The organism is Achromobacter sp. 18P8.1.1 (assembly GCF_057799415.1).
On the sequence record NZ_JBYOKH010000029.1, the window covers coordinates 43,352 to 66,936 of the forward strand.

At 65.7% G+C, this 23,585-nt stretch carries 23 protein-coding genes; 17 read left to right on the top strand and 6 right to left on the bottom strand.

The genetic code is table 11. From position 1 onward, the window contains the following. Positions 1 to 128 precede the first annotated feature (128 nt). Both AC27VE_RS18760 and xsc read right to left on the bottom strand, forming a co-directional pair. Positions 129 to 1,067, bottom strand: a complete 939-nt coding sequence (locus tag AC27VE_RS18760) for a bifunctional enoyl-CoA hydratase/phosphate acetyltransferase (protein ID WP_488704674.1) — start codon at positions 1,065 to 1,067, stop codon at positions 129 to 131. Positions 1,068 to 1,148: 81 nt separating this feature from the next. Next, the gene (gene xsc, locus AC27VE_RS18765) at positions 1,149 to 2,960 is read right to left on the bottom strand and encodes a sulfoacetaldehyde acetyltransferase (protein WP_488704675.1); all 1,812 of its coding nucleotides are present in this window, start codon (positions 2,958 to 2,960) and stop codon (positions 1,149 to 1,151) included. A 161-nt stretch (positions 2,961 to 3,121) separates the two neighbouring features. Here xsc and AC27VE_RS18770 point away from each other — a divergent pair, with 161 nt between their 5' ends. The 6 genes from AC27VE_RS18770 (at position 3,122) to AC27VE_RS18795 (ending at position 8,477) form a co-directional block, all read left to right on the top strand. Beyond that, complete coding sequence (locus AC27VE_RS18770; RefSeq protein WP_006223358.1) at positions 3,122 to 3,880, top strand: IclR family transcriptional regulator; 759 nt, start codon at positions 3,122 to 3,124, stop codon at positions 3,878 to 3,880. 137 nt (positions 3,881 to 4,017) lie between these two features. Continuing rightward, the gene (gene dbpA, locus AC27VE_RS18775) at positions 4,018 to 5,406 is read left to right on the top strand and encodes an ATP-dependent RNA helicase DbpA (RefSeq protein ID WP_006223359.1); all 1,389 of its coding nucleotides are present in this window, start codon (positions 4,018 to 4,020) and stop codon (positions 5,404 to 5,406) included. 204 nt (positions 5,407 to 5,610) lie between these two features. Continuing rightward, the gene (locus tag AC27VE_RS18780; RefSeq protein WP_006223360.1) at positions 5,611 to 6,018 is read left to right on the top strand and encodes a DoxX family protein; all 408 of its coding nucleotides are present in this window, start codon (positions 5,611 to 5,613) and stop codon (positions 6,016 to 6,018) included. Between the two features lie 250 nt (positions 6,019 to 6,268). After that, positions 6,269 to 6,433: a hypothetical protein gene (locus tag AC27VE_RS18785; RefSeq protein ID WP_006223361.1), complete on the top strand. Its 165-nt coding sequence runs from the start codon at positions 6,269 to 6,271 to the stop codon at positions 6,431 to 6,433. A 30-nt stretch (positions 6,434 to 6,463) separates the two neighbouring features. Further along, positions 6,464 to 7,858 (top strand): adenylate cyclase, encoded by a 1,395-nt coding sequence (locus AC27VE_RS18790; protein ID WP_488704676.1) that lies wholly within the window; start codon positions 6,464 to 6,466, stop codon positions 7,856 to 7,858. An 82-nt stretch (positions 7,859 to 7,940) separates the two neighbouring features. Further along, on the top strand, positions 7,941 to 8,477 hold the full coding sequence (locus AC27VE_RS18795) for a peroxiredoxin (RefSeq protein WP_088588289.1): 537 nt from the start codon (positions 7,941 to 7,943) through the stop codon (positions 8,475 to 8,477). 53 nt (positions 8,478 to 8,530) lie between these two features. Here AC27VE_RS18795 and AC27VE_RS18800 read toward each other — a convergent pair whose 3' ends face one another. Further along, positions 8,531 to 9,979: a CoA transferase gene (locus AC27VE_RS18800; RefSeq protein WP_488704694.1), complete on the bottom strand. Its 1,449-nt coding sequence runs from the start codon at positions 9,977 to 9,979 to the stop codon at positions 8,531 to 8,533. Positions 9,980 to 10,255: 276 nt separating this feature from the next. On the opposite strand from AC27VE_RS18800, the gene phrB reads away from it, so the two are divergent. Together phrB and AC27VE_RS18810 are read left to right on the top strand one after the other, a co-directional pair. Beyond that, on the top strand, positions 10,256 to 11,674 hold the full coding sequence (gene phrB, locus AC27VE_RS18805; RefSeq protein ID WP_488704677.1) for a deoxyribodipyrimidine photo-lyase: 1,419 nt from the start codon (positions 10,256 to 10,258) through the stop codon (positions 11,672 to 11,674). Positions 11,675 to 11,803: 129 nt separating this feature from the next. Continuing rightward, complete coding sequence (locus AC27VE_RS18810; protein WP_488704678.1) at positions 11,804 to 13,489, top strand: methyl-accepting chemotaxis protein; 1,686 nt, start codon at positions 11,804 to 11,806, stop codon at positions 13,487 to 13,489. Between the two features lie 18 nt (positions 13,490 to 13,507). On the opposite strand, the gene AC27VE_RS18815 is transcribed toward AC27VE_RS18810, so the two are convergent. Next, complete coding sequence (locus AC27VE_RS18815) at positions 13,508 to 13,840, bottom strand: tetratricopeptide repeat protein (RefSeq protein ID WP_315845945.1); 333 nt, start codon at positions 13,838 to 13,840, stop codon at positions 13,508 to 13,510. A gap of 207 nt (positions 13,841 to 14,047) precedes the next feature. On the opposite strand from AC27VE_RS18815, the gene AC27VE_RS18820 reads away from it, so the two are divergent. From AC27VE_RS18820 to AC27VE_RS18830, 3 genes are all read left to right on the top strand, one after another. Next, positions 14,048 to 15,586 carry a DUF1800 domain-containing protein gene (locus AC27VE_RS18820; RefSeq protein ID WP_488704679.1) on the top strand — a complete coding sequence of 513 codons (1,539 nt, stop codon included), beginning with the start codon at positions 14,048 to 14,050 and terminating at the stop codon, positions 15,584 to 15,586. Positions 15,587 to 15,596: 10 nt separating this feature from the next. After that, positions 15,597 to 16,793: a DUF1501 domain-containing protein gene (locus tag AC27VE_RS18825; protein WP_488704680.1), complete on the top strand. Its 1,197-nt coding sequence runs from the start codon at positions 15,597 to 15,599 to the stop codon at positions 16,791 to 16,793. A 93-nt stretch (positions 16,794 to 16,886) separates the two neighbouring features. Then, entirely contained in the window at positions 16,887 to 17,378 is a 492-nt protein-coding gene (locus AC27VE_RS18830) for a glutathione peroxidase (protein WP_088588296.1), read from the top strand. Between the two features lie 29 nt (positions 17,379 to 17,407). Here AC27VE_RS18830 and AC27VE_RS18835 read toward each other — a convergent pair whose 3' ends face one another. Further along, positions 17,408 to 17,875 (bottom strand): Lrp/AsnC family transcriptional regulator, encoded by a 468-nt coding sequence (locus AC27VE_RS18835; protein ID WP_006223372.1) that lies wholly within the window; start codon positions 17,873 to 17,875, stop codon positions 17,408 to 17,410. A 121-nt stretch (positions 17,876 to 17,996) separates the two neighbouring features. On the opposite strand from AC27VE_RS18835, the gene AC27VE_RS18840 reads away from it, so the two are divergent. From AC27VE_RS18840 to AC27VE_RS18865, 6 genes are all read left to right on the top strand, one after another. Then, complete coding sequence (locus AC27VE_RS18840) at positions 17,997 to 18,908, top strand: DMT family transporter (protein WP_488704681.1); 912 nt, start codon at positions 17,997 to 17,999, stop codon at positions 18,906 to 18,908. Between the two features lie 133 nt (positions 18,909 to 19,041). Next, positions 19,042 to 19,743 (top strand): glutathione S-transferase N-terminal domain-containing protein, encoded by a 702-nt coding sequence (locus tag AC27VE_RS18845; protein ID WP_006223374.1) that lies wholly within the window; start codon positions 19,042 to 19,044, stop codon positions 19,741 to 19,743. Positions 19,744 to 19,760: 17 nt separating this feature from the next. After that, on the top strand, positions 19,761 to 20,225 hold the full coding sequence (locus AC27VE_RS18850; RefSeq protein ID WP_315130990.1) for a GNAT family N-acetyltransferase: 465 nt from the start codon (positions 19,761 to 19,763) through the stop codon (positions 20,223 to 20,225). A 30-nt stretch (positions 20,226 to 20,255) separates the two neighbouring features. Continuing rightward, the gene (lplB, locus tag AC27VE_RS18855) at positions 20,256 to 20,531 is read left to right on the top strand and encodes a lipoate-protein ligase small subunit (protein ID WP_105559744.1); all 276 of its coding nucleotides are present in this window, start codon (positions 20,256 to 20,258) and stop codon (positions 20,529 to 20,531) included. After that, the gene (locus tag AC27VE_RS18860; protein WP_088588299.1) at positions 20,528 to 21,304 is read left to right on the top strand and encodes a lipoate--protein ligase family protein; all 777 of its coding nucleotides are present in this window, start codon (positions 20,528 to 20,530) and stop codon (positions 21,302 to 21,304) included. The genes lplB and AC27VE_RS18860 overlap by 4 nt, the downstream gene beginning before the upstream one ends. Before the next feature lie 48 nt (positions 21,305 to 21,352). Continuing rightward, positions 21,353 to 22,162, top strand: a complete 810-nt coding sequence (locus AC27VE_RS18865; protein WP_488704682.1) for an RsiV family protein — start codon at positions 21,353 to 21,355, stop codon at positions 22,160 to 22,162. Positions 22,163 to 22,457: 295 nt separating this feature from the next. Here the strand turns inward: AC27VE_RS18865 and AC27VE_RS18870 are convergent, their stop codons facing one another. Then, on the bottom strand, positions 22,458 to 23,576 hold the full coding sequence (locus tag AC27VE_RS18870; RefSeq protein WP_488704683.1) for a porin: 1,119 nt from the start codon (positions 23,574 to 23,576) through the stop codon (positions 22,458 to 22,460). Between the last annotated feature and the right edge of the window lie 9 nt (positions 23,577 to 23,585).

Sequence of the window (23,585 nt, forward strand, 5' to 3'; positions counted from 1 at the left end):
TTTCCCTTGATGTGTTTGCTACACGGGCCACTCGTTGGATGGCTTTCGCGTAAGCGTAGCCATCCAATGGACCAGGCCTTAGTACCAAACAGGCAGAGTCTTTGGTACCAGCGACGCCAGCGAGACGGTCATGCGGAAACGGCGGCGCTTGCCGCGCAGGCGCGTGCATACAGGACGGCGACCGCGCAGCTGCTGACGCGCGCCTGCATGGAGTCGGAGCGGCTGGTCAGCAGCACCGGCACACGCGTGCCCAGCACGAGGCCGGCCGTGCCCGCACCGGCCAGCCAGGTCAGCTCCTTGTAGAGCATGTTGCCCGCCTCGATGTCGGGCACCAGCAGGATGTCGGCGTCGCCGGCCACGCGCGACACGATGCCCTTCTGGTCCGCCGCGTCGCGCGAGATCGCGTTATCGAACGCCAGCGGCCCATCGATATCGCCGCCCCGGATTTGCTGGCGGTCGGCCATCTTCGACAGCGCGGCGGCGTCCAGCGTGGCCGGCATCGACGGATTGACGGACTCGGTTGCGCACAGCACCGCAAGCTTCGGGCGCGTCACGCCCAGCGCCCGCGCCAGGTCGATGGCGTTCTGGGCGATGTCCGCCTTTTCCTGCAAGGTCGGCGCGATGTTGACGGCCGCGTCCGTCAGGATGAACAACTTGGGATACGCGGCCACCGCCATGACGAATGCGTGGCTGATGCGGCGGTCCGTGCGCAGCCCGGATTCGCGGGCCACCACGGCCGACATGAAATGGTCCGTGTGCAGGCTGCCCTTCATCAACATGCTGGCCGCGCCATCGCGCGCCAAGGCGGCGGCGGCCCGCGCGGCAAGCTTCTCGTCATCCGGCGTGTCCACGATCTCAAGTTCGCCGGCACGCACGCCCATCTCAGCCAGCAAGGCCGCGATGCGGCGCGCCGGGCCCACCAGCACCGGCTCGATGTAGCCGGCGTCCCGCGCCTGAACGGCCGCGCCCAGGCTTGCCGGGCAAAGGGGATAGGCCACCGCGGTGCGCAGCCGCCCGGCCGATAGCGCGGCATCGCGCAGGGGTTCGAACAATCGGTCGATTGCCATGGGTACGTGCTCCTGCCGCGGATGTCCGCAAGGTCAAATGGAATGCCTGCGGCTCGGCACCGGCCGCGCCGCAGGCATCGGTCACCCCTTGACGGGATCGATCGACAGCGGCACTTCGCCCGAATGGAACGGTTGGTTCACGTACTGCTTGTACTTGTCCAGCAAGCGCAGCGGCTGCTTGAGCGCGTCGCGCCGGAACGGGTCGCCCAGTTCCTGGCTGACCATCATCTCCAGCATCGTGGTCTTGCCTTCCGACTGCGCCTTGCAGGCGGCCTGCAACGCGGCGCCGACCTGATCGGCGTGCTCAACACGGATGCCTTCCGCGCCCATCGCACGGGCCAGTTCCGCGAAGTTGGGGTTGATCAGGTTGCTGCCTACGAAGCGACGCCCGTAGAAGTCCACCTGGTTCTTCTTTTCCGCCCCCCACTGCCCGTTATGGAAGACCACCGCCGTCACAGGGATCTTCTCGCGCACGCAGGTCAGCAATTCCTGGAAGCTCATGCACCAGGCGCCATCACCCACGTAGGCCACCGCCGGCCGGTCTGGGCGGCCCAGCTTGGCGCCGATCAGCGCCGGCAGCGCATAGCCGCAGTTGCCGAAGCTCATGGCGGCCAGCATGGAGTTCGGTTCGTCAAAGCGCAGATAGCTGTTGGAGACCGAGCAGATGTTGCCGATGTCGGTGGATACCATCACCTGCTTGGGCATCGCGCGTTCCAGCTCGCGCAGCATGCGGCGCGGATGCATGCGGCCGCCGCCGTGTTCGATGATGTCCAGGCTCCAGTCGTCGCGCTCGTGCGACCACCCGTCCAGTTCCTTTTCCCATTCGGCCTTCTGCGAGGCGATCTCGTCGCCGCGAGCCGTCCTGGTACGCGTGCAGGCGACCTCGCGGTCCTTCAGCTTGGCGGTCAACGCCGCCGCGGCCGGCCGCGCGTCGCCGCAGATGCCTACCGACACCGGACGCACCAGGCCCAGCATGCGGTGGTCGGCGTCCACCTGGATGATGCGCGCGCCTTGCGGCCAGTAGTCCAAGCCGTGCTGCGGCAAGGTGCCGAACGGCCCCAGGCGGGTACCCAGCGCCAGCACCACGTCGGCTTGAGACAGCAGTTTCATGCCGGCCTTGGCGCCCTGATAGCCCAGCGGCCCGCACCACAGCGGGTGGCTGGCGGGGAACGCATCGTTGTGCAGATAACTGGTCACTACCGGCGCGCCCAATAGTTCGGCCAACGCCACGCATTCAGCCTGGCCTTCCGAGAACAGCACGCCGCCCCCCGCCACGATGACCGGGAACTTTGCCTCGGCCAACAGGCGGGCCGCCGCTTCCAGGTCTTCTTCCGAGCCCGGCCCGCGGCGGATGCGGCGTGGTTCCGGGATGGCCACATCGATTTCGCCGTAGAAGTAATCACGCGGAATGTTCAGTTGCGTGGGGCCGCGTTCGGCCATTGCATTGTCGAAGGCCTTGGCCGTGAATTCCGCCATGCGGTCCGGGCGGTTCACATGCGCCTGATACTTGGTGATGCGCGAAAAGATGGGCAGTTGTTCGGTTTCCTGGAAGCCGCCCAGCCCCATGCCGGACGTGCCGGTCTCGGGCGTGATCGCCACCACCGGGCTGTGCGCCCAATACGCGGCGGCCACGCCGGTCACGAAGTTGGTGATGCCGGGGCCGTTCTGCGCAATGCATACGCCGTGGCGGCCCGTCACCCGGGAATAGCCGTCCGCCATGTGCGCGGCGCCCTGCTCGTGCACCGTGGGCACGAAGCGGATGCCTGCGGCGGGGAACAAGTCCAGCGCATCCATGAAGGCCGAACCGACGATGCCGAATACGTCTTTGACGCCCTGCGCGACCAGCGTTTCAACAAACGCTTCGCTGGGGGTCATGTGTTGCTTGCTGCTCATGGTCTCTCTCCTGGCAGGCCGGCGCTTGTGTGGTTGCATCGTGGCCGGGGTGATTCGATACTGCCGGAGAAAACCCGCCCGTCCCACCCCTCTGCGTTTCATTTTCTGCAAAATCCGTGCGACGATGGGTCATTGGCCGCCGAATCTTCAAATATTGAAAGATGAAAGACGAATCCTCCGCCGCGTTGCGCGCGCTGACCTTGCTGGAGCAGGTCGCCCGATCCGAATCACCCGTGTCGCTGGCAGCGCTGACCGACGCCACCGGGCTGCCCAAGCCGTCCGTGCTGCGCATCCTGACGCGCCTGGTCGAGGCCGGCATGTTGCTGCGCGAACCGGCCGGCAAAAGCTACGTCAGCGGCCCGCGGCTGAGCGCGCTGGCGCGCGAGACGCTGCTGAATTCGCCCTTGCGCGGCGAACGCCACCGCATCCTGGACAGCCTGGTCGATGAAATCGGCGAAACCTGCAACTGCACCATGCTGGACGGCGACGAAGTCATCTACCTGGACCGCGTGGAAACCGCCTGGCCGCTGCGCGTGAACCTGCAGACCGGGTCGCGCGTGCCGCTGCACTGTTCGGCCAGCGGCAAACTGTTCCTGGCCCATATGCGGCGCGAGCCGCGCGCCCGGCTGCTGGCGGCCGCCCCCTTGCCGCGATACACGCCGAACACCTTGTGCGACGTCGCCGCGCTTGAGCAAGAGCTGCGCGCCATCAAGAAAGAAGGCGCCAGCTTCGACCGCGAAGAATTCCTGCTGGGCATCGTCTGCATGGCCGTGCCCATCCTGCATGGGCCGCGCGTCATCGCCGCCGTGGCCCTGCACGCGCCGGTCGCCCGCCTGTCCATCGACGGCGCGCGAGCCTGGCTGCCCCGCATGCAGGAAGCGGCCCGAGCGCTGGCGGGCACATACGAACCGCAGCCGTAGCCTGCGGCGGCATGCGCACTACGTCCCTGATTTGATTTATCTGGGCGCCCGGCCCGCCCGGGCGAAGGTCTGGCCATGCCCAGGGCTTACACTGTCGGTCGACTCTGTTTTTCGCATTTTTTGCGATCCCTCCTATTGTGACCAACACGCCCTTCTCCTCCCTGCCCCTCTTGCCCGCCCTGCTCGACAACCTGCAAAGCCTGGGGTTCGAGCAAATGACGCCCATCCAGGCGCAAAGCCTGCCCCTCATCCTGGAAGGCCGCGACATCATCGCGCAAGCCAAGACGGGCAGCGGCAAGACCGCGGCGTTCGGCCTGGGCGTGCTGCAAAAGCTGGACACGAGCCGCCTGACGCCCCAGGCGCTGCTGGTCTGTCCCACCCGTGAATTGGCCGATCAGGTCGCGCAGGAACTGCGCCGGCTGGCGCGCCTGATCCCCAACGTCAAGATCCTGACCCTGTGCGGCGGCGCCGCCGCCCGCCCCCAGGCCGAATCGCTGGCGCGCGGCGCCCACCTGGTCGTCGGCACGCCCGGCCGCATCCAGGACCACCTGACGCGCGGCAGCCTGGACCTGGCTGGGCTGACCACGCTGGTGCTGGACGAAGCCGACCGCATGGTCGACATGGGCTTCTATGACGACATCGTCGCCATCGCCTCGCACTGCCCGGCCAAACGCCAGACGCTGCTGTTTTCGGCCACCTACCCCGACAACATCCGCAAGCTCAGCGCCCGGTTCCTGCGCAACCCGGCCGAAGTCAAGGTCGAAGCGCAGCACGACGCCAGCCGCATCGAACAGATCTTCTACGAAATCGACGGCAAGGACCGCCTGGACGCCGTGGCGCGCCTGCTGGCGCACTTCCGCCCCGTCTCCACGCTGGCCTTCTGCAACACCAAGATTCGCAGCCACGACCTGGTCGAACGGCTGCAGGCCGACGGCATCAGCGCCCAGGCCTTGAACGGCGACCTGGAACAGCGCGAACGCGACGAGATCCTGATCCAGTTCGCCAACCAGAGCTGCGCGGTCCTGGTCGCCACCGACGTGGCCGCCCGCGGGCTGGACATCCAGAACCTGGGCGCCGTCATCAACGTGGACGTCACCAAGGACACTGAAGTCCACGTGCACCGCATCGGCCGCAGCGGCCGGGGCGATCAGAAGGGCCTGGCGCTCAGCCTGTGTTCGCCCGACGAAATGCGCTGGGCCAACCTGGTCGAGCAATACCAGGGTTCGCCGCTGAAGTGGGGCGACATCAAGTCCTTGAAACCCAAGGCTGACCGCCCCCTGCGCGCGCCGATGGTCACGCTGTGCATCCAGGGCGGCAAGAAGGACAAGCTGCGCCCGGGCGACCTGCTGGGCGCCCTGACCGGCGACGGCGGGCTGACCTTCGAACAGGTCGGCAAGATCAACATCACCGAGTTCAACTCTTATGTGGCGCTGGACCGCCAGATCGCCAAGCAGGTGTTCTCGCGCGTATCCAACAGCAATATCAAGGGCCGCCGGTTCCGCATGCGGTTCCTCGAAGAATTTTGATTGCTGCCGGGACAGGGAATTTTTCTGGTCGACCGGTCGAAAGACCGCGATGAAAGCTTGATGATTTTGCTCGGGTTTTGCCATAATGGCCCCGCCTGGCCCGGCGTTGCCGCCTCAATCGGGGCGCGCCGGACGCGGAACCAAAGGTAAACAGCGCGCTCCAACGAGCCGCTGTCCCCTTAACCATCACAAGAGAAACTCACCATGATCAAGTCCGACGATACCGGCAAGCTGATCCTGCGCCTGACCCTCGGCATTCTGATTCTGCTCCACGGCCTGTCCAAACTGATGGGCGGCGGCGTCACCGGCATCAGCGGCATGCTGTCGTCGCACGGCCTGCCGGGCTTTCTGGCCTATGGCGTGTACGTGGGCGAAATCATCGCCCCCGTGCTGCTCATCATCGGCGTTTACACCCGCCTGGGCGGCCTGATCATCGCCATCAATATGGTGGTTGCGATCCTGCTGGCCCACACCGGCCAGTTGGGCACCATCACCAACACCGGCGGCTGGGCCCTGGAACTGCAAGGCATGTTCCTGTTCACCGCCCTGGCCATCGCCTTCATGGGTGCCGGCCGTTTCAGCCTGGCCGGCAACGGCGGCCGCTGGAACTAACCACCTGGCTTGGCGTTGCGCCCTTACCCGGCGCGATGCAATACAACGGGGTCGCTCAGGCGGCCCCGTTGTTTTTTCCGCAGAGATTGATACGAACGACATGCGCCGTCACGCAGCCGCAAACATCCGTCACTTGAAAGCTGTTTCGGAACGATTACAGCCGCGAACTCCCGCCTGAGGGTATGGCCTAATCCGTATCAGCGCATTAGGAAGTAAGCCACACACCTGGCGCTGGTTGGGAGTGACTCAAATGAAGAAGCGTCTGCTGCTGGTGCTGGCCATAGCCAGTTCGTTGACCGGATGCGTCGTGGTGCCGGCCCGCCCGGCCTACTACCGCCCGGCCCCCGTCTATTACACGCCGCACTACTATTACCCGGCGTACCCCGCTCCGCATTACTACTACCGCGGATATTGATCCTCGCACCCGAGGCGATCAGGAACAGCCATGACACCGTCCGTCCGGATTTCCCGCTTTCGGCCCCTGGCCACCGCAGCTTTGCTGGCGATTTGTGCCGGCGCGGCCGCGCAGACCTATGCGCCGCCCCCCGCGCCCGCTGCCCCGGCGTATGACAACGGCGACCCCGCCAACGCCAACCTGGCCCTGGTGGACCGCAGCCCGGAACCACCGCCGCCCCTGCCCGTCTATGTGCAGCCGCCCGCACCGGCAGACGGCTACATGTGGGTGCCCGGCTACTGGAGCCGCAATCGCTACGGCTTTTTCTGGGTGCCCGGCGCATGGGTGATGGCCCCCTACCACGGCGCGCTCTGGACGCCGGGCTACTGGGGCTTCGTGAACGGGCTGTATGTCTGGAACGCCGGCTACTGGGGCCCTCATGTGGGCTTCTATGGCGGCATCAACTACGGCTTCGGTTATGTCGGCATCGGCTACGTCGGCGGCTACTGGAACCGCGACCGCTTCTACTACAACCGGTCCGTGACGAACGTGAACGTGACCCGCGTCACCAATGTCTACAACCACACCGTCGTCGTCAACAACGTCGACAACCGTCGCGTGAGCTACCACGGCGGGCCTGATGGCATCCGCCGCGACGCCGACCCCCGCGAATTGGCCGCCCGCAACGACCGGCACGCGCCGCCCACCGACATGCAGCGCGGGTTCGTGCGCGATGCGGGCAACAACCGCGCGCAGTTCTACGATCACAACAAAGGCCGCCCGCCCCAGGCGTTCGTCGACCATCCCAACAACAACGGGCGCCCGCCTGACGCGCCACGGCCCGGCGGCGACGCGCGACCGGGCAATGGCCCAGGAAACAACCCCGGCAATGGACGGGACCACGGTCGCGACAATCGCCCGGGGCCTGGCGCCGGCAATGGCGCTCCCGCCGCCAACTTCGCTGGCGGCCAGAGTCCGGGACAAACCGTCACGGGCACGGCGCGTCCCCCACAATCGCCAGCGCCGCAGCAGGTGCGGGACCCGGCCCGCGACGCGGCGCGGGACCAAGCCAGGGGTGCGCAGCAGCAAGCGCAACAACAAGCACAGCAACAAGCGCAGCAACAGCAAGCGCGCGACCAGCAAGTGCGACAGCAACAGGCCCGCGACCAGCAGGCGGCGCGACAGCATCAGGACCGCGAGCAGCAACAGCAGGCGCGGCAGGCCAGGGACGCCCAGCAGCAGGCGCGTCAGCAGCAGGCCCGCGATAACCAGCAGCACCAGCAGCAGCAACAGGCGCGCGAACAGCAGCATCAACAGCGTCAGCAAGCGCAGCAGCAGGTGCGCCAACAGGCCTCGCCGCGTCCGGAAGGACACCCGCAGCAGGGCGGCGGCCGAGACCGTGAAGCGCAGCGCGGCGAGAGTCGCGGCGGGCCGAACCGCGACTGAACTGGACCCCTGTCAACGGCGGGACTACAGTAGGCACTTTGCCGCGCCCGCCCGCGCGCCACACTGGATATCGGAGCCTCCCATGAAACGCCTTGTCTCCTGCTTGATGCTTTGCGGCCTGCTGGCCGGCACGTCGGCCCAGGCCGCCTTGAACGTGGGAGCGCCCGCGCCTGACTTCAGCACCCAGGCCTCGCTGGGCGGCAACGTCTTCACATTCAAACTGACCGAGGCCTTAAAGCAAGGGCCCGTCGTGCTGTATTTCTTCCCCGCCGCGTTCTCCAAGGGCTGCACGATCGAAGCGCACAACTTCGCCGAAGCCACGGACGAATACAAGTCGCTGGGCGCCACCGTCATTGGCGTGTCGACGGACGATATCGACACGCTGAACAAGTTTTCGGTCAGCGAATGCCGCAGCAAGTTCGCCGTGGCGGCCGATGGCGACGGCAAGATCATGAAGGCCTATGACGCCGTGCACGACAAGCGCCCTGACTACGCACAACGGATCTCGTACGTGATCTCGCCGCAGGGCAAGATCCTGTATGAATTCACGGACATGAATCCGGACTCGCACGTGGCCAACACCATGCGCGCGCTGCGCGACTGGAAGGCGAAGCAGTAAAACGTAAAAAGCCCGGGTATTCGCCCGGGCTTTTTTACGACGGCGCTTGCGGCCTAATTGAAAGGCCAGACCGGCGGATGCGTGCCGGGCGGATTGGACGGGCGCGTCCACCGCGCCGGCGTTTCCGAGAACCGGGCGGCATGACGGACCGCCAGCAATTCGCCGAAGCCCGACGGCTCGGTTTCCAGCAAACCCTCGAATTCCGGCATCTGACAGGCCAGCCCGCCGTCCACCCGGCCCAGGCTGCGCAGCCAATGCGCGGTTTGCGCCAGCGACACGCGCACATGCCAGCTGCCACCCTCGGTCACCTGCCGCGCCAGCGCGACTTGCGCGCCGAATGCCATCAGGTACCCGGACGCATGATCCAGAATCTGCATGGGCAGGGGCTTGGGCGCTTCCTGTCCTGCTGCCTGCGCCTCGGCGTGGTTGAAGCCCGTGGCCGTCTGCACCAGCGAATCGAACCCGCGCCGGTTGGCCCAGGGGCCGGTAGTGCCGTAGGCCGATAGCGACACATAGACGATGCCAGGCCGGATGCGCGCGGCGTCCTGCGGCCCGAAGCCCAACGCGGCCATGCCGCCCGGCCGGTAGCCCTGCACGAACACGTGCGCGCTGCGCAACAGGTTGCCCAGCGCGATGCGGCCGTCGGCCGTATCCAGGTCGGCCAGCACCGACAACTTGCCGCGGCTGGTGTCGATGATGTTGTCGATATTGGGCAGTTGCGGCGAGTTCACCAGCATCACGTCTGCCCCATAGGCGGCCAGCGCGCGGCCACAGACGGGCCCGGCGATGATGCGGGTCAAGTCCAGTACCCGGATGTCCTTCAGCGGCCGCGCGTCGTGCCCGTATTTGGGCAAGGGCCGCGGGTCGGCCTCGCCGATGCGTTCGATGGTCATCAGGGGCTGCGAGGCGATTGCCTGGCCCTGCGCATGGCGGTCCCATTCGTCAAAGCTGCGCATGGCGGCAACCACCATGCCGGCATCGGCGGCGACCTGCTCGAAGTCCAGCGCCTTCCAGCGGCTCAGCGCGCGCTCCACCATTTCCCGCGTGGTGCCCTCACCGGTCGGACACCCCAGCAATGCCAACGCACCGTCGCGATGATGCGCGAAGTTGGCGTGGATGCGCACCCAGCCCCCGTCGCCGCAGCGGTACACACCGCTGACGGGATCCCACGGATTGGGCGTCACGCCGTTGATCTTGAAATGGCTGCGGCATTCCTGAGCGGCGTGCAACATGTCGACCGAAACCTGTTGACGCGCGCCGCCGCGCAGATGCCAGAGTTCGGCCGCAGCCAGGGCGGCAGCGGCCATGCTGGCTTGCGCCGCCGCGCCAACCGCAAAGGACGAGGGCAGCACAGGGTCCGCGCCGGTCAGCAACACGTGATCCAGCGACTCGTCGGGAAGGTCGAGTGAACGCCACAGTTTTTGCAGGACATCGAGCGACGTCTTGCCGGCGGGTGTGCGTCCCCTCAGAAAGGACGGGCGTAGGTCCATCAGATTTCCCATAGCGTTCACTTTTGCTCTCGTCGTTAAGTGAATTACATGGCGCGGGGACAAGCGCGTCAATACGTATGCGGCCTCAGCGTGTTTCATGGTTTGACCGCGTGCTGTCGTAGAAACCTCGGATCTGGCCCAGGGCCCCACCCGTCCCCTCGCCGCATTGCCCCGGACACATCTACTCGTAGTTTTTACATCGTCTTCCATGGACGGGCCGCGCGATAGAATGCCAGCCTCAATGGCCGGGCGCGCCTGTCCGCCGATTTCCGTCCTGGATTGCCCTAGATGAACACGCTGCTCTGGCTACGCACCGATCTGCGCCTGCACGATAACCCCGCTCTGGCCGCCGCCGCCGAAAACGGCACGGTCACTGCGCTGTTCCTGGCGTCGCCCCGCCAATGGCGCCTGCATGGCGACGCGCCGGCCAAAGTGGATTTCTGGCTGCGCAACCTGCGCGAACTCTCGGCCGACCTGGGCAAGCTGGGCATTCCCCTCAAATTATTGACGGTCGCGGACTGGAGCGAGGCGCCCGGCGCCATCACCGGCTTCTGCCAGGAACACGGCATTGGGCAAGTCCACGCCAATACCGAATGGGCCATCAACGAACGCCGCCGCGATGCGGCCGTGGCCGACGCGCTGCAAGCGAGCGGCGTGGACTGGACGCTGCATCACGGCGCCTCGCTGCTGCGCCCCGGCACGGTGCTGACAGGCAAAGGCGAGTGCTACCGCGTCTACACCCCCTATGCGCGCACGTGCCGGGAGCGCCTGCGCACCGCGCCGATCCGCCCCGTGCTCGCCCCCCGGGCCCAAACCGCACCGGCGTGGAAGGCCGACGCCCTGCCCGATGCCTTCGACGGATTCCCGCCTGCAAGCGATGCCGTGCGCGCGCTGTGGCCCGCCGGCGAAACCGCGGCCAGCGACCGGCTGGCCGCCTTTGCCGACGGCGTCATCGATGCCTACAAGGACGAGCGCGACTTCCCCTCGCTGCCTGGCACCAGTTGCCTGTCGCCTTATCTGGCGGCCGGCGTGCTGTCGCCCGGGCAAGCGCTGCGTGCGGCGCTGGCAGCCAATCACGGCGAATTGGATAGCGGCAAGGCCGGCGCCGCCACATGGATCAACGAACTGCTGTGGCGCGAGTTCTACCAGCACCTGCTGGCCGCCTACCCGTCGCTGTCCATGCACCAGCCCATGAAACCCGAAACCGCCGCCGTGCCGTGGCGCGACGCGCCTGCAGACCTGCATGCCTGGCAGCAGGGAAAAACGGGCATTCCCATCGTCGACGCCGCCATGCGGCAGCTGCTGGCGCTGGGCTGGATGCACAACCGGCTGCGCATGGTGACCGCCATGTTCCTGTCCAAAAACCTGCTGATCGATTGGCGCTTGGGCGAAGCCTGGTTCATGGCGCAATTGGTGGACGGCGACCTGGCCGCCAACAATGGCGGCTGGCAATGGAGCGCCTCCACGGGGGCCGACGCGGTGCCCTACTTCCGCGTGTTCAATCCTCTGTCGCAATCCCGCCGGTTCGATCCTCGCGGCGTCTTCCTGAGGGAATGGCTGCCTGAACTGGCGCACCTGGACGATCAAGCCATCCATGACCCCAGCCCCATGGAACGCGCGGCCGCCGGCTATCCCGCGCCCATCGTGGACCTGGCGCAAAGCCGGCTGCGCGCGCTGGAAGCATTCGGCAACCTGCCTGCCGTATGACCCACATCGCATGAATTTACGTTTTGCATAACATTCCAATATCTTGATGTAGATCAACCCCGCGCACGCGCCCCTCCCCGATGATCCCCGGCTGCACCACGCCCCCGCCCATCACAGGACGACAGACGCATGCGCAACAATCAGCCGGTTTACGACAAGGAATACACGCTTCACGACGAGCAGTACCTGATCTCCCGCACCGACGCCCGTGGCCGCATCATTTACGCCAATCCCGCGTTCGTGGAAGTCAGCGGCTTCTCTCGCGAGGAACTGGTGGGCGCCGCCCACAACATCGTGCGCCACCCGGATATGCCCGAAGCCGCCTTCAAGGACTTGTGGCGCACCATCCAGCGCGGCGAATCCTGGACGGGCGTCGTCAAGAACCGCCGCAAGGATGGCGGCTACTACTGGGTGCTGGCCAATGTCACCCCCATCATCGAGCGCGGGGAAACCGTCTGTTATGCGTCGGTTCGCGTCAAGCCGACCCAAGCGCAGATCGACGCAGCTGACAAGCTCTATAGAAGACTGCGCGACGGCACGGCGCGCGGCGTGCGGCTCGTGCGTGGCCAGGCACGGCCAACGGGCATCGCCGGCATCCTGGCGCGCGGCAAGCTGTGGCGCCTGACCGGCGTGCGTTCGCGCATGCTGGCCTGGGCCATGCTGGCGTCCACTCTGTTCCTGGGCGCGGCCGGCGTCGCGCTGTATGGCATGTTCGACCGCATGCAGCCCGAAGAACTCGCCATCGCCGCGGCCGTGCTGGCGGCAGGCGTGGTCCTCATCTTCGCCTCAGGCTGGGGATTCGCGCGCAGCATCTCGGGGCTGCTGGCGACCGCCACCGACTTCACGCGGCAGATCGCCGCGGGCAACCTCAGCACGCCCCTGCCCTCGGCCAGCCTGCGCGACGAGATTGGCGCCCTGAAGTTCTCGCTGGAAGTCATGCGCAAAAGCCTGGTCAGCATCACGCGCGACGTGCACGACGGCATTGAAAGCGCGCTGCACTCCGCCTCGGAGATCGCCGACGGCAACGAGGACCTGTCCGCGCACACGCAGCGCCAGGCCGCGTCGCTGGAAGAAGCCGCGGCCAGCATGGAACAGCTGGCCGCCACGGTGAAGCAGAACGCGTCGAACGCGCACGGCGCAGACCGGATGGCTAGCCAGGCCTCGGACGTGGCCAAGCGCGGCGGCCAGGTCGTAAACGAAGCCGTAGCCGCCATGCACGGGATCGTCGAGAGTTCCTCGCGCATCACCGAAGTGGTGGGCATCATCGACGGCATCGCGTTCCAGACCAACATCCTGGCGCTGAACGCCGCTGTGGAAGCCGCGCGCGCCGGCGAATCCGGCAAGGGCTTCGCGGTGGTAGCCACCGAAGTGCGCAGCCTGGCGCAGAAAAGCGCCACCGCTGCCCGCGAAATCAAAGCGTTGATCGAAGCGTCCAACGAGCGCGTCAACGATGGCGTGCGGCACGTGGAGCGTGCGGGCGCCGCCATGCTGGACATCGTGGATTCCGTGCAGCAGGTCACGCAGATCATGAATGAGATCGCGGCCACCTCCACCGAACAGCACACCGGCATCGACAACGTCAGCCGCACCATTTCGGAAACGGATACAGCGGCCCAACGCAATGCGGTGCGGGTCGAGCAGGCCGCGCTGGCCGTGGACAACCTGCGCACCCGAGGCGCGCAATTGCGCCACGCCATCGAAGTGTTCCGCGTGGCCGGCAGCCAGACGGTGCTGCCCAAGCGTGCCGCCCCGCCTGTGCCGGCGGGATTGATCGCGACGCCCAGCGCGCGGCCGTTGCTGAAAGGCCAGGCCTGACGACGACGCGAGGCCGGCTCAGGCGCCGGCCGCCGCCTGCTTGTCCAAGCGCTTGATGAAAACCTGCAATTCTTTTTCGACCTGTTTGTCGCCACGCGCCTGCGCGGCCTCCAGGCCCGAGTTCCACGCCGCCCGTGCGCCTTCCACGTCGCCCAGGCCCAGGCAGGCCTTGCCCAGCCATTTCCAGGCGACCGAGTAAGCGGGGTCGAACGCCAGGGCCGCCCGCAAGTGCGGCTCGGCTTCGCGAAAGCAATCCTGCTCTGCATAGGCCTTGCCCAGCGAAAACCGCAGCAGCATGTTGTCGGTGCCCTTGGCCAGCATGGCCTCCAGGCGTTCAATCATTCCTTCCATCGCGGCGCTCCTGCTGGCACTTGAATATCGTTGCGACATGATAGGACGGCGGCTGCGTTGCCGCCTGAATGGCCCCTCGCCCGCGCGGGGATAGGCTCGTCAGGAACAAACGATCCGTTTCCTTGCGTTTCAAGAATACGCCGACGGGGAATGCTTCAGTAAATACTCTGTCTGACATCAAGTGTCCTGGTTGAAGGAAACCGCTTTATGGCACGGCTGACCTCCTGGCTTTTCCGCTTGGCCCCCTTGCTACTGCTGCCGCTGGCCGCAGGGGCGCTCGCCCAGCAAGCCTCCCCACAGCAGGCGCGGGAAGCCGCCTTGGTCAATCGGGTGACTTGGGGCGCCACGCCGACCGAATTGGCGCGTGCCCAGACGATGGGGATCGACCGCTATCTGCTTGCGCAATTGCATCCCGCGGCTCAGGCGCCATTGCCGCCCGAGGTGCAGCAACGCATCGACGCCTTGTCCATTTCGCAGCAATCGGACGAGCAGGCGCGCGCAGCCCAGATAGACATACGGCAAAAGGCCAAAGATCGTTCCGAAGAGGACAAGCTCAGCGCCAACCGCCAAGCCAGGAAAATGGCGCGTGAACGCGGCGCCGAGGTCGGCGAACGCGCCTTGTGGCGGGCGCTTTACTCTCCCAATCAATTGCAAGACCAGATGACCTGGTTCTGGATGAACCATTTCAACGTGGACAGCGAGAAAGGCGACGTCGGCATATTCCTTTCCCAGTACGAAGACCGCGCGATCCGTCCGCATGCCCTGGGCAAGTTCCGCGATCTGCTGGCCGCCACCATGCAGTCGCCGTCCATGCTGATCTATCTGGACAATACGCAGAACGTGGCGGGCAAGATCAATGAGAACTACGCGCGCGAACTGATGGAGCTGCACACGTTAGGCGTGGATGGAGGCTATTCCCAGAACGACGTGCAGGAGTTGGCCCGCATCCTTACAGGACTGGGGCTGGGCAACAGCCTTGAGCCGCCCAAGGTCAAGGCGGCGTTGCGCGGGCAAGTCGTGCAGCAGGGCTATTTCCTTTTCAACCCGGCTCGCCACGATTACGGCACCAAAGTATTTCTGGGGCACACCATCGCTGGCGCTGGCATGCGGGAAGTGGAACAAGCGGCCGACCTATTGGCCCGCCAGCCGGCCACCGCAACATTCATCAGCCGCAAGCTGGCGGTTTTTTTCGTCGGTGACGCGCCGCCCCCCTCCCTGATCGACAAGATGAGCCGGACCTTCCTGGACAAGGACGGCGATATCTCCGCCACCCTGCACACCCTGTTCTCCTCGCCCGAATTCGCCGCATCCCTGAAGTCGGGTGTCTTCAAGGATCCGGTCCACTACCTGTATTCTTCCTTGCGGTTGACGTACGACGGCTTGCCGCCCATCGTCAATGCCCGGGGCAGCATCAACTTGCTCAAGCAGCTTGGGCAACCCTTGAATCAGCGGTTGACCCCGGACGGCTACCCGCTGTCCCAATCGGATTGGGCCGGGTCTGGCCAGATGACGGCGCGCTTTGAAATCGCCAGCACCATTGCCGGTGCGCCGCGCGTGTTCTATCGGGAAAAGCCCGACGAGCAGCCGCCGAGCGTACCGCGCCCGCCGAACCTGCTGAAAGCCAACGCGGGCAATGGCCTCTTCTCGACGTTGTCGCGCCGCACGCAAGAGGCCGTGGAACAAGCCAAATCGACACCTGTCGCCAACACCTACCTGCTGGCCTCGCCAGAGTTCATGCGCCGCTAGGAGCCCCCTCATGGATCGACGCCGACTGCTTCAACTGATGGCTGCCGCCCCGCTGGTGCTGGGCGGCAGCCGGCTCTATGCCGCGCCTGCCGTGTCGGGCAACCGCTTGCTGGTGGTCTTCATGCGCGGCGCGTACGACGCGGCCAGCCTGCTGGTTCCCGCAAGCAGCGATTTCTACTATGAATCCCGGCCCACCATCGCGATTCCCCGGCCGGGCGGCGGGCCCGGTTCCGCCCTGCCGCTCGCCGACGGCTGGGCCTTGCATCCGGCCCTGGCCGACAGCCTGCTGCCGTTCTATGAAAAGCGGCAGTTGGCCTTCGTGGCGTTTGCCGGCACCGACGACCTCAGCCGCAGCCATTTCGAAACGCAGAACAGCATCGAGCGGGGACAGGCCTCTGGGAAAGGCGGCGACTACCGCTCGGGGTTCCTCAATCGGCTGACGACCGCGTTGAACGCCAAGCGCTCCCAACCCGCCGCCTTCACCTCAGAAGTCCCGCAGATATTCCGAGGCGACACGCGCATCCCCAATATCGACTTGCTGGGAGCCGGACGCAAATCCCGCCTGAACGAAGAAGATGCCCGGGTGATCGCCTCGCTCTACGAGGGTACGGACCTGCACGCAGCCGTCACCGAAGGCCAACGCGTCATGGGCGCCGCGCGCGCAGAGATCGACGCCGAAATGCAGGCGGCCAACGGCAACGCCATCTCCACCGACAAGCTTGAACTGGAAATCCGCCGCATCGCCCGCTTCATGACCGACCGCTACAACCTGGGCTTTGTCGACGTGGGCGGCTGGGACACGCACGTGGGCCAAGGCGCCGCCACCGGCGCGCTGGCCAACCGCCTGGGGCAACTGGGCCGGGCGCTTGCCGCCTACGCCGACGAGATGGGCCCTGCTTGGCAGCAGACCACCGTCGTCGTGATCAGTGAATTCGGCCGGACCTTCCGCGAAAACGGCAACAAGGGCACCGACCACGGGCATGGCACCGTGTATTGGGTGATGGGCGGCAACGTGCGCGGTGGTCGCATCGCGGGCCGGCAAGTCGCGGTCAAGCGCGACACCCTGTTCCAGGACCGCGACTATCCCGTGCTGAACGAATACCGCGCGGTCTTCGCCGGCCTGTTCTCGCGGCTGTACGGGCTGGACAAGGCGCGCCTGGCGCAGGTGTTTCCCGGCGTGGCCCCACTGGACTTGAAGTTGGTTTGAGTTCCTGCGCCGGCGCCGGGCCAGGCGCTACACTCGACGGGCAAGCCAGCGCACTGGCGCCCTCGCGTCCAGACGCCTGACACAGGAGCCCGCATGAGCAATATCTTCGATTTCACTGCCCGCGACATCAACGGGGAGGACCAATCCCTGGACATCTACCGCGGCCGCGTGCTGCTGGTGGTGAACGTCGCCTCCAAGTGCGGCTTCACGCCGCAATACGCGGGCCTGGAAGAACTCTACCGGTCGCTGCGCGACGACGGGCTGACGGTGCTGGGTTTTCCTTGCGACCAGTTCGGTCACCAGGAACCCGGCGACGAAGCCGAGATCCGCAACTTCTGCTCGACCCAATACGACATCACCTTCCCGCTTTACGCCAAGGTGGACGTCAACGGCGCGGACGCACATCCGCTGTACCGTTGGCTGAAGGGCGAAAAGCCCGGCGTCTTCGGCACCGAAGGCATCAAATGGAACTTCACCAAATTCCTGGTCGGCCGCGACGGTCAGGTCATCAAGCGCTACGCGCCGACGGACACGCCGGCGGGCCTGAAGGACGATATCGTCCGGGCGCTCTCCGCGCCGGTTTAAGTCGGCTCGCGGCCTGGGCCTGAAGCGCCCTAGCGCAAGGGCGGCAGGCGCCGACGCACCGTGTGCGCCTTGACGATGGCGGTATTGGTTTCAGCGAACTCCGTCACGCGCTCAAGAATTCCGTCCAGGTGCGAAATCGACCGCAGCACCACGCGGGCGATGAAGCAATCATCGCCCGTCACCTTGTCGCATTCCACGAATTCCGGGATCTCCTGGATCAGCCCTTCCACATGCCGCAACTGCCCGGGCAAGGGCCGGATACGCACGATGGCCTCCAACGTGTAGCCCAACGCCACCGGATCCACATCCAGCGTGTAGGCGCGGATCACGCCCGATTCCTCCAGCCGCCGCAGGCGGTCCGCCACGCTGGGCGCCGACATGCCCACCTGCCGGGCCAAGTCGGCCGTGGTGGTGCGCGCGTTGGCCGACAGGGTCTCGACCAGGCGACGGTCGATGCCATCCAGAACAGGGCTTTCGTTTTTTAGGTCGTTTTGCATAAATTCCACCTAAAAGAAGGTATGACGTTAAAAGCACCACACTTACATCATATAACCACCTTGATCTGCCTGGGATAATTTCTCCATCGTACATCGCGGACAGCCCGCCCGGAGAAACCTCATGAATCCCGCATCAGAACGCCTCGGCCTGGCGCAAATGGCCGCCGCCATGACCCTGTCCGGCACACTGGGCGTGTTTGTCATCGAGTCCGGCCAAAGCGCCTGGAACGTCGTGTTTTTCCGCTGCGTGTTCGGCGCCTTGTCGTTGTTCCTGTATTGCTGGGCGCGCGGGCTGCTCCGGCCCGGCCTGTTCACGGCCCGCACGCTGGCCCTGGCGCTGGCCGCCGGCGCAGCGCTGGTCCTGAACTGGGTGCTGCTGTTTTCGGCTTACCGGCTGGCGTCCATCTCGTTGGCCACGGCCGTCTACAACGTGCAGCCCTTCTTCCTGATCGGGCTAGGCGTGCTGTTCCTGGGCGAACGCCCTACACGCGGCAAGCTGGCCTGGTCGGTCGTGGCGTTTGCCGGATTGCTGCTGGTGCTGCGCCTGTCGGAAACCGGCGGTGCGGGGGGCAGCGAATACCTGTCGGGGCTGATGCTGGGTCTGGGCGCCGCCGCCCTCTATGGCATCACCGCCATCATCGTCAAGCGGCTCAAGGGCATCCCGCCTCAGATGCTGGCGCTGGTCCAGGTGACGCTTGGCGCCATCATGCTGCTGCCCATGGCAGATTTCAACGCCTTGCCCGCTGCGCCCTTGCAATGGGGCTACCTGGTCGCCCTGGGCCTGATCCACACCTGCCTGATGTACATCCTGATGTATTCGGCCATCCAGAAGCTGCCCACCACGTCCACCGCCGCGCTCAGTTTCATCTACCCCGCCGTGGCCATCATGCTGGACTTCCTGGTCTACGGCCACCGGATGGATGCCACGCAGGTCGTAGGCGTGGCGATGATCTTCCTGGCCGCCGCGGGTGTCAGCCTGAACTGGACCTGGCGCCTGCCGGGTCGCCCGCGCCCTGGCACCGGCGCGGCCTGACCGCGGCAGCGGCACCGGAAACCCGCACCCCGGCCCCGGTTATTCGGGGCCGGGCCGAGCCGTCCCCGCTATCATGGCTTTTTTCCATCCGCCGGCCCCCGCCGGCGGCGCCAAGATTCCCAGGACGCTCCCCATGATCGATCTCTACTACTGGACCACCCCCAACGGCCACAAGATCACGCTGTTCCTTGAAGAAACCGGCCTGCCCTACAAGATCCACCCGGTGAACATCAGCCGCGGTGATCAGTTCAAACCCGAATTCCTGGCCATCGCGCCGAACAACCGCATTCCCGCCATCGTCGACCAGGCGCCCGCCGACGGCGGCGCGCCGATCTCGCTGTTCGAGTCGGGCGCCATCCTGCAGTATCTGGCCGAGAAGACCGGCCGCTTCCTGCCCGCCGACGTGCGCGGCCGCGCCGAAGTCTCGCAATGGCTGTTCTGGCAGATGGGTGGTCTGGGGCCCATGGCCGGCCAGAACCACCACTTCTCGGGCTATGCGCAAGAACGCATCGCCTACGCCATCGACCGCTATGTCAAAGAGACCAACCGCCTGTACGGTGTGTTGAACAAGCGTCTGGCCGACCGCGAATTCGTGGCGGGCGACTACTCCATCGCCGACATGGCCGCCTACCCGTGGATCGTGCCCCACGCCAAGCAGGGCCAGGACCTGAACGACTTCCCGCACCTGCAGCGCTGGTTCAACGCCATCGCCGCGCGACCCGCCACCCAACGCGCCTATGCGCTGGCCGACACCATCAATACCGCCCCGTCCATCAGCGACGAGGAGTCCCGCCGCATCCTGTTCGGCCAGACCGCGCAGCAAGTCACCCGCTGATCCGCCGGAGACCGCCCATGACAGCACCGAAACTGGCGTTCCGCCGCGCGCGCGCCGAAGACCTGCCGCATATCATCGCGATGCTGGCCGACGACGAATTGGGCGCCACGCGCGAAGACCCGTCCGTGCCACCGAATCCGCGCTACATTGCCGCGTTTACCGCGATCAACCAGGATTCCAATCAATTCATGGCAGTGGTCGAGCAGGATTCCCACCTGGTCGGCTGTTTGCAGTTATCGTTCATACCCGGCCTGTCGCGGCAGGGCCAATGGCGCGGACAAATCGAGAGCGTGCGCATCGCCTCGTCTTACCGCGGCCAGGGCCTGGGACGCGCCATGTTCGAATGGGCGATTGAACAATGCCGCATCCAGGGATGCGGCCTGGTCCAGCTGACCACCGACCGTGCGCGTCCGGACGCGCGCCGGTTCTATGAAAGCCTGGGTTTCAAGGCCAGCCACGATGGCATGAAGCTCAGCCTGTAGTGCAAGTAGATGATTTTGCAAGGAGCGCCCATGCATGGCGAATATAAAGTCCCCGGCGGCAAACTGGTCGTTGCGGATCTGGAAGTGCGCGACGGCCGCCTGGCCAATGTGCGTATCAGCGGCGACTTCTTTCTTGAACCGCCCGAAGCGCTTGAAGCCATCAACAATGGCCTGAACGGCATGCCGGCCGACGCCGGCGAACTGGAACTGGCGGTTGCCGTCCAATCGGCCCTGCCCGCCGATGCCGAACTGTTCGGCTTTTCCGCCGAGGCCGTCGCCGTCGTCCTGCGGAGGGCGCTGGCATGACGCGCACCGACTGGAACGACTATGACTGGCAACTGATCCACGAAGGCCCGCAGGAGCCGTCGCTGCACATGGCGCTGGACGCCGTCATCACCGATGAAGTCGGCGCCGGCCAGCGGCCGCCCACCTTGCGCATCTGGGAATGGTCCGCCCCCGCCGTGGTGATCGGCCGCTTCCAATCCCTGAAGAATGAAGTCGATCCCGACGGCGCCAAGCGCCACGGCATCGAGGTCGTGCGCCGCGTAAGCGGCGGCGGGGCGATGTTCATCGAGCCCGGCAACTCCATCACCTATTCGCTCAGCGCGCCGCAAGCGCTGGTGCACGGCATGAGTTTCCAGGAATCCTATGCCTTCCTGGACGCCTGGGTGCTGACCGCGTTACAGGGTCTGGGCATCAAGGCCTGGTATCAGCCCTTGAACGACATCGCCTCGGACATCGGCAAGATCGGCGGCGCAGCGCAAGCCCGCCGGGCCGGCGCCGTGCTGCACCACGTGACCATGTCCTATGACATCGACGCCGATAAAATGGTCGAAGTCTTGCGGATCGGCCGCGAAAAGCTGTCCGACAAGGGCACCACCAGCGCCAAGAAGCGCGTTGACCCGCTGCGCACGCAGACCGGGCTGGCACGCGAGGTCATCATCGACCGCATGGTGGAAACTTTTGCCGGCCTGCACCGTCTGACCCCCGGGCAGATCGGCAGCGACACGCTGGCGCGCGCCCGACAACAGGCCGAAGAGAAGTTCTCCACCCCTGAATGGACCGGCGTGGTGCCCTGACCGCCAAAGCCTGTTGCCATCAAGCCTAGATTTTGTGGAGGTAGTTCAATGCGTCGCACGTTCACGCCGCAAGGCGCGATAAGCGGTCTGATCCTGGGCGCTGCCCTGTTGGCGCTTGCCGGCTGCGGCAGTGCGCCGCCGGCGAACATCACCCTGGCCAGCCCCTCCTCCTCCATGCCGGAGAAGGTAGGGGACCTGTCCACCGAACACATCAAGTGGGCCTCGAACAAGCCCGGCTGCGAGGGAGATTGCCCGCGCATTGAAATCGATAGCGTGGCGTTTCCCGGCATCCCCAAGCTGACGGCGCTGGTGGATCACGTGCTGGCCTACATGACCGGCACCGACGCCAACCGCCGCGGCCCGTACAACACGCTGTCGGAGTACACGCAATATTTCTGGTCCACGGCCCGTCCGCGCGACGCCACCTATTTCAAGGCCAACGTCAAGGACACCGTGGGCGACATCGTGTCGATCGAACTGCACACCGAGCAGTTCCTGACGGGCGCCGCGCACGGCATCCCCGCCACGCAGTATCTGAACTGGGAACGCAGCCGAGACCGCGTCATGAGCCTGGACGAAGCGCTGATCCCTGGCCGTCGCGCCGAATACGTGGCGGCGCTGCAGCGCGCCCACGCCAAGTGGCTGACGGCAAATCCGGACGCCAAGCGGGACCCCGCGGCCTACAGCAAGATGTGGCCCTTCCAGGAAAGCGACAACTTCGCGCTGACGCGCGACGGCATCGTCGTGAAGTACGACGCCTATTCGATTGCGCCGTACTCGCATGGCGAGCCCGAGCTCAGCATCCCGTACGCGGACCTGCGCGGCATCTTCAAACCGGAGTTGCTGCCGAAGTCGTAGCCAATACCGGTTGCGGCGAGCCGCAAGCAAGCCGTCGGGCGCAACGGTTTGCACCCCAATACGCGAAGGCCGGCAACAGGCATCTGCCTGTTGCCGGCCTTTTGCACGCGCCGCGGCGCGCAAGGTCTCTTCGAGACCGGGGTTCGGGTGAGCGGACTGAGAGTGGAGCTAGGGAGGTGGCCGCTTTTTTCGCGTCTGTGGCCGGGTAAGACGCCCAGTCCGCTCAATGCAACCGCGGCCTGAAGGAGCCGGCGGCGCGCCACGTGTGCGCCCGCCGCCGGCTCACGTCAGGCGCTTAGAAGCGGTGACGGACACCCACGATACCGACGGTGCTCTTGACGCCGTCGACAAACGCGAAATCGGTGGCGTACGAGCCCAGCGCGTACAGGTTGGTGCGCTTGGACAGGTTGTACGTGTAGCCGATGCTGTAGACGTTCATCGTCGAATCGTTGCCGGCCGTCAGCGGGTTGCCGTTGGGGTCAGCACGCTGCCACGATGCCAGGATGCTGCTGGCGCCCAGCGGCACGGTCAGGCCGACCAGGTACGAATTGGCCTTGAAGCCCGACACGCCGACGTTCGAACCGAAGCTGCCAGCGGCGGGGTTGCCGGCATCGCTGCCGAACGCGCTGACGCTTTGGCCGGTGAACCAGCCGTCGCGCGTCTGGCCGAAGCCCAACGCCAGCTTCACGACTTCGAAGTCGTACGCGCCGGCGATCGTCCACGACTTGGGCGTCGCGTCGTTGTTCATCTGGTTGGCAAGGTTCAGCTGGTCGTAGGTCAACGCAACGTTCACCGGGCCGTTGACGTAGCGCAGGCCGGTCGTGATGGCGCGCGTGTTGTCGGCGGTCTTGAAGCCGGTTTGCGCGGTAGTCGTGTCGGACGCGTTGAACGAATAGCCGACGCCGAACTGGAAGCCGCTGAACGACGGGGTCGAGTACTGCACCATGTTGTCGTGGCGGACCGTATTGGCGGCGCTGAAGGCCACGCCGACGTTGGCCTGGCCGTAGCTACCGGCGAACGGATCGATCGCGGCCAGATACTTCGAGGCGATGTTGGTCTGGCGGCCGAATTCCAGCAGGCCCCAGGAATCGCTCTTCAGGCCGACAGTGGCTTGGCGGCCGAACAGGCGGCTGCTTTGGCCCGACTTGCCGTCGCCCGAGTTGAAGCCGCTTTCCAGCGTGAACACGGCGCTCAGGCCATCGCCCAGGTCTTCGGCGCCGCGCAGGCCCCAACGCGAACCACTCGACACGCCATTGACCATGCCGAACTTCGATTCTTTGTAATCGTTATTGCCCTTGATTTGCTGGAAGCCGATACCAGTATCGATCAGGCCGTACAGCGTCACCGAGGTTTCGGCTTGGGCCACGCCGGACAGGGCGGCGAACAGCGCGGTGACGAGCAGAGTCTTTTTCATTGCGTAATC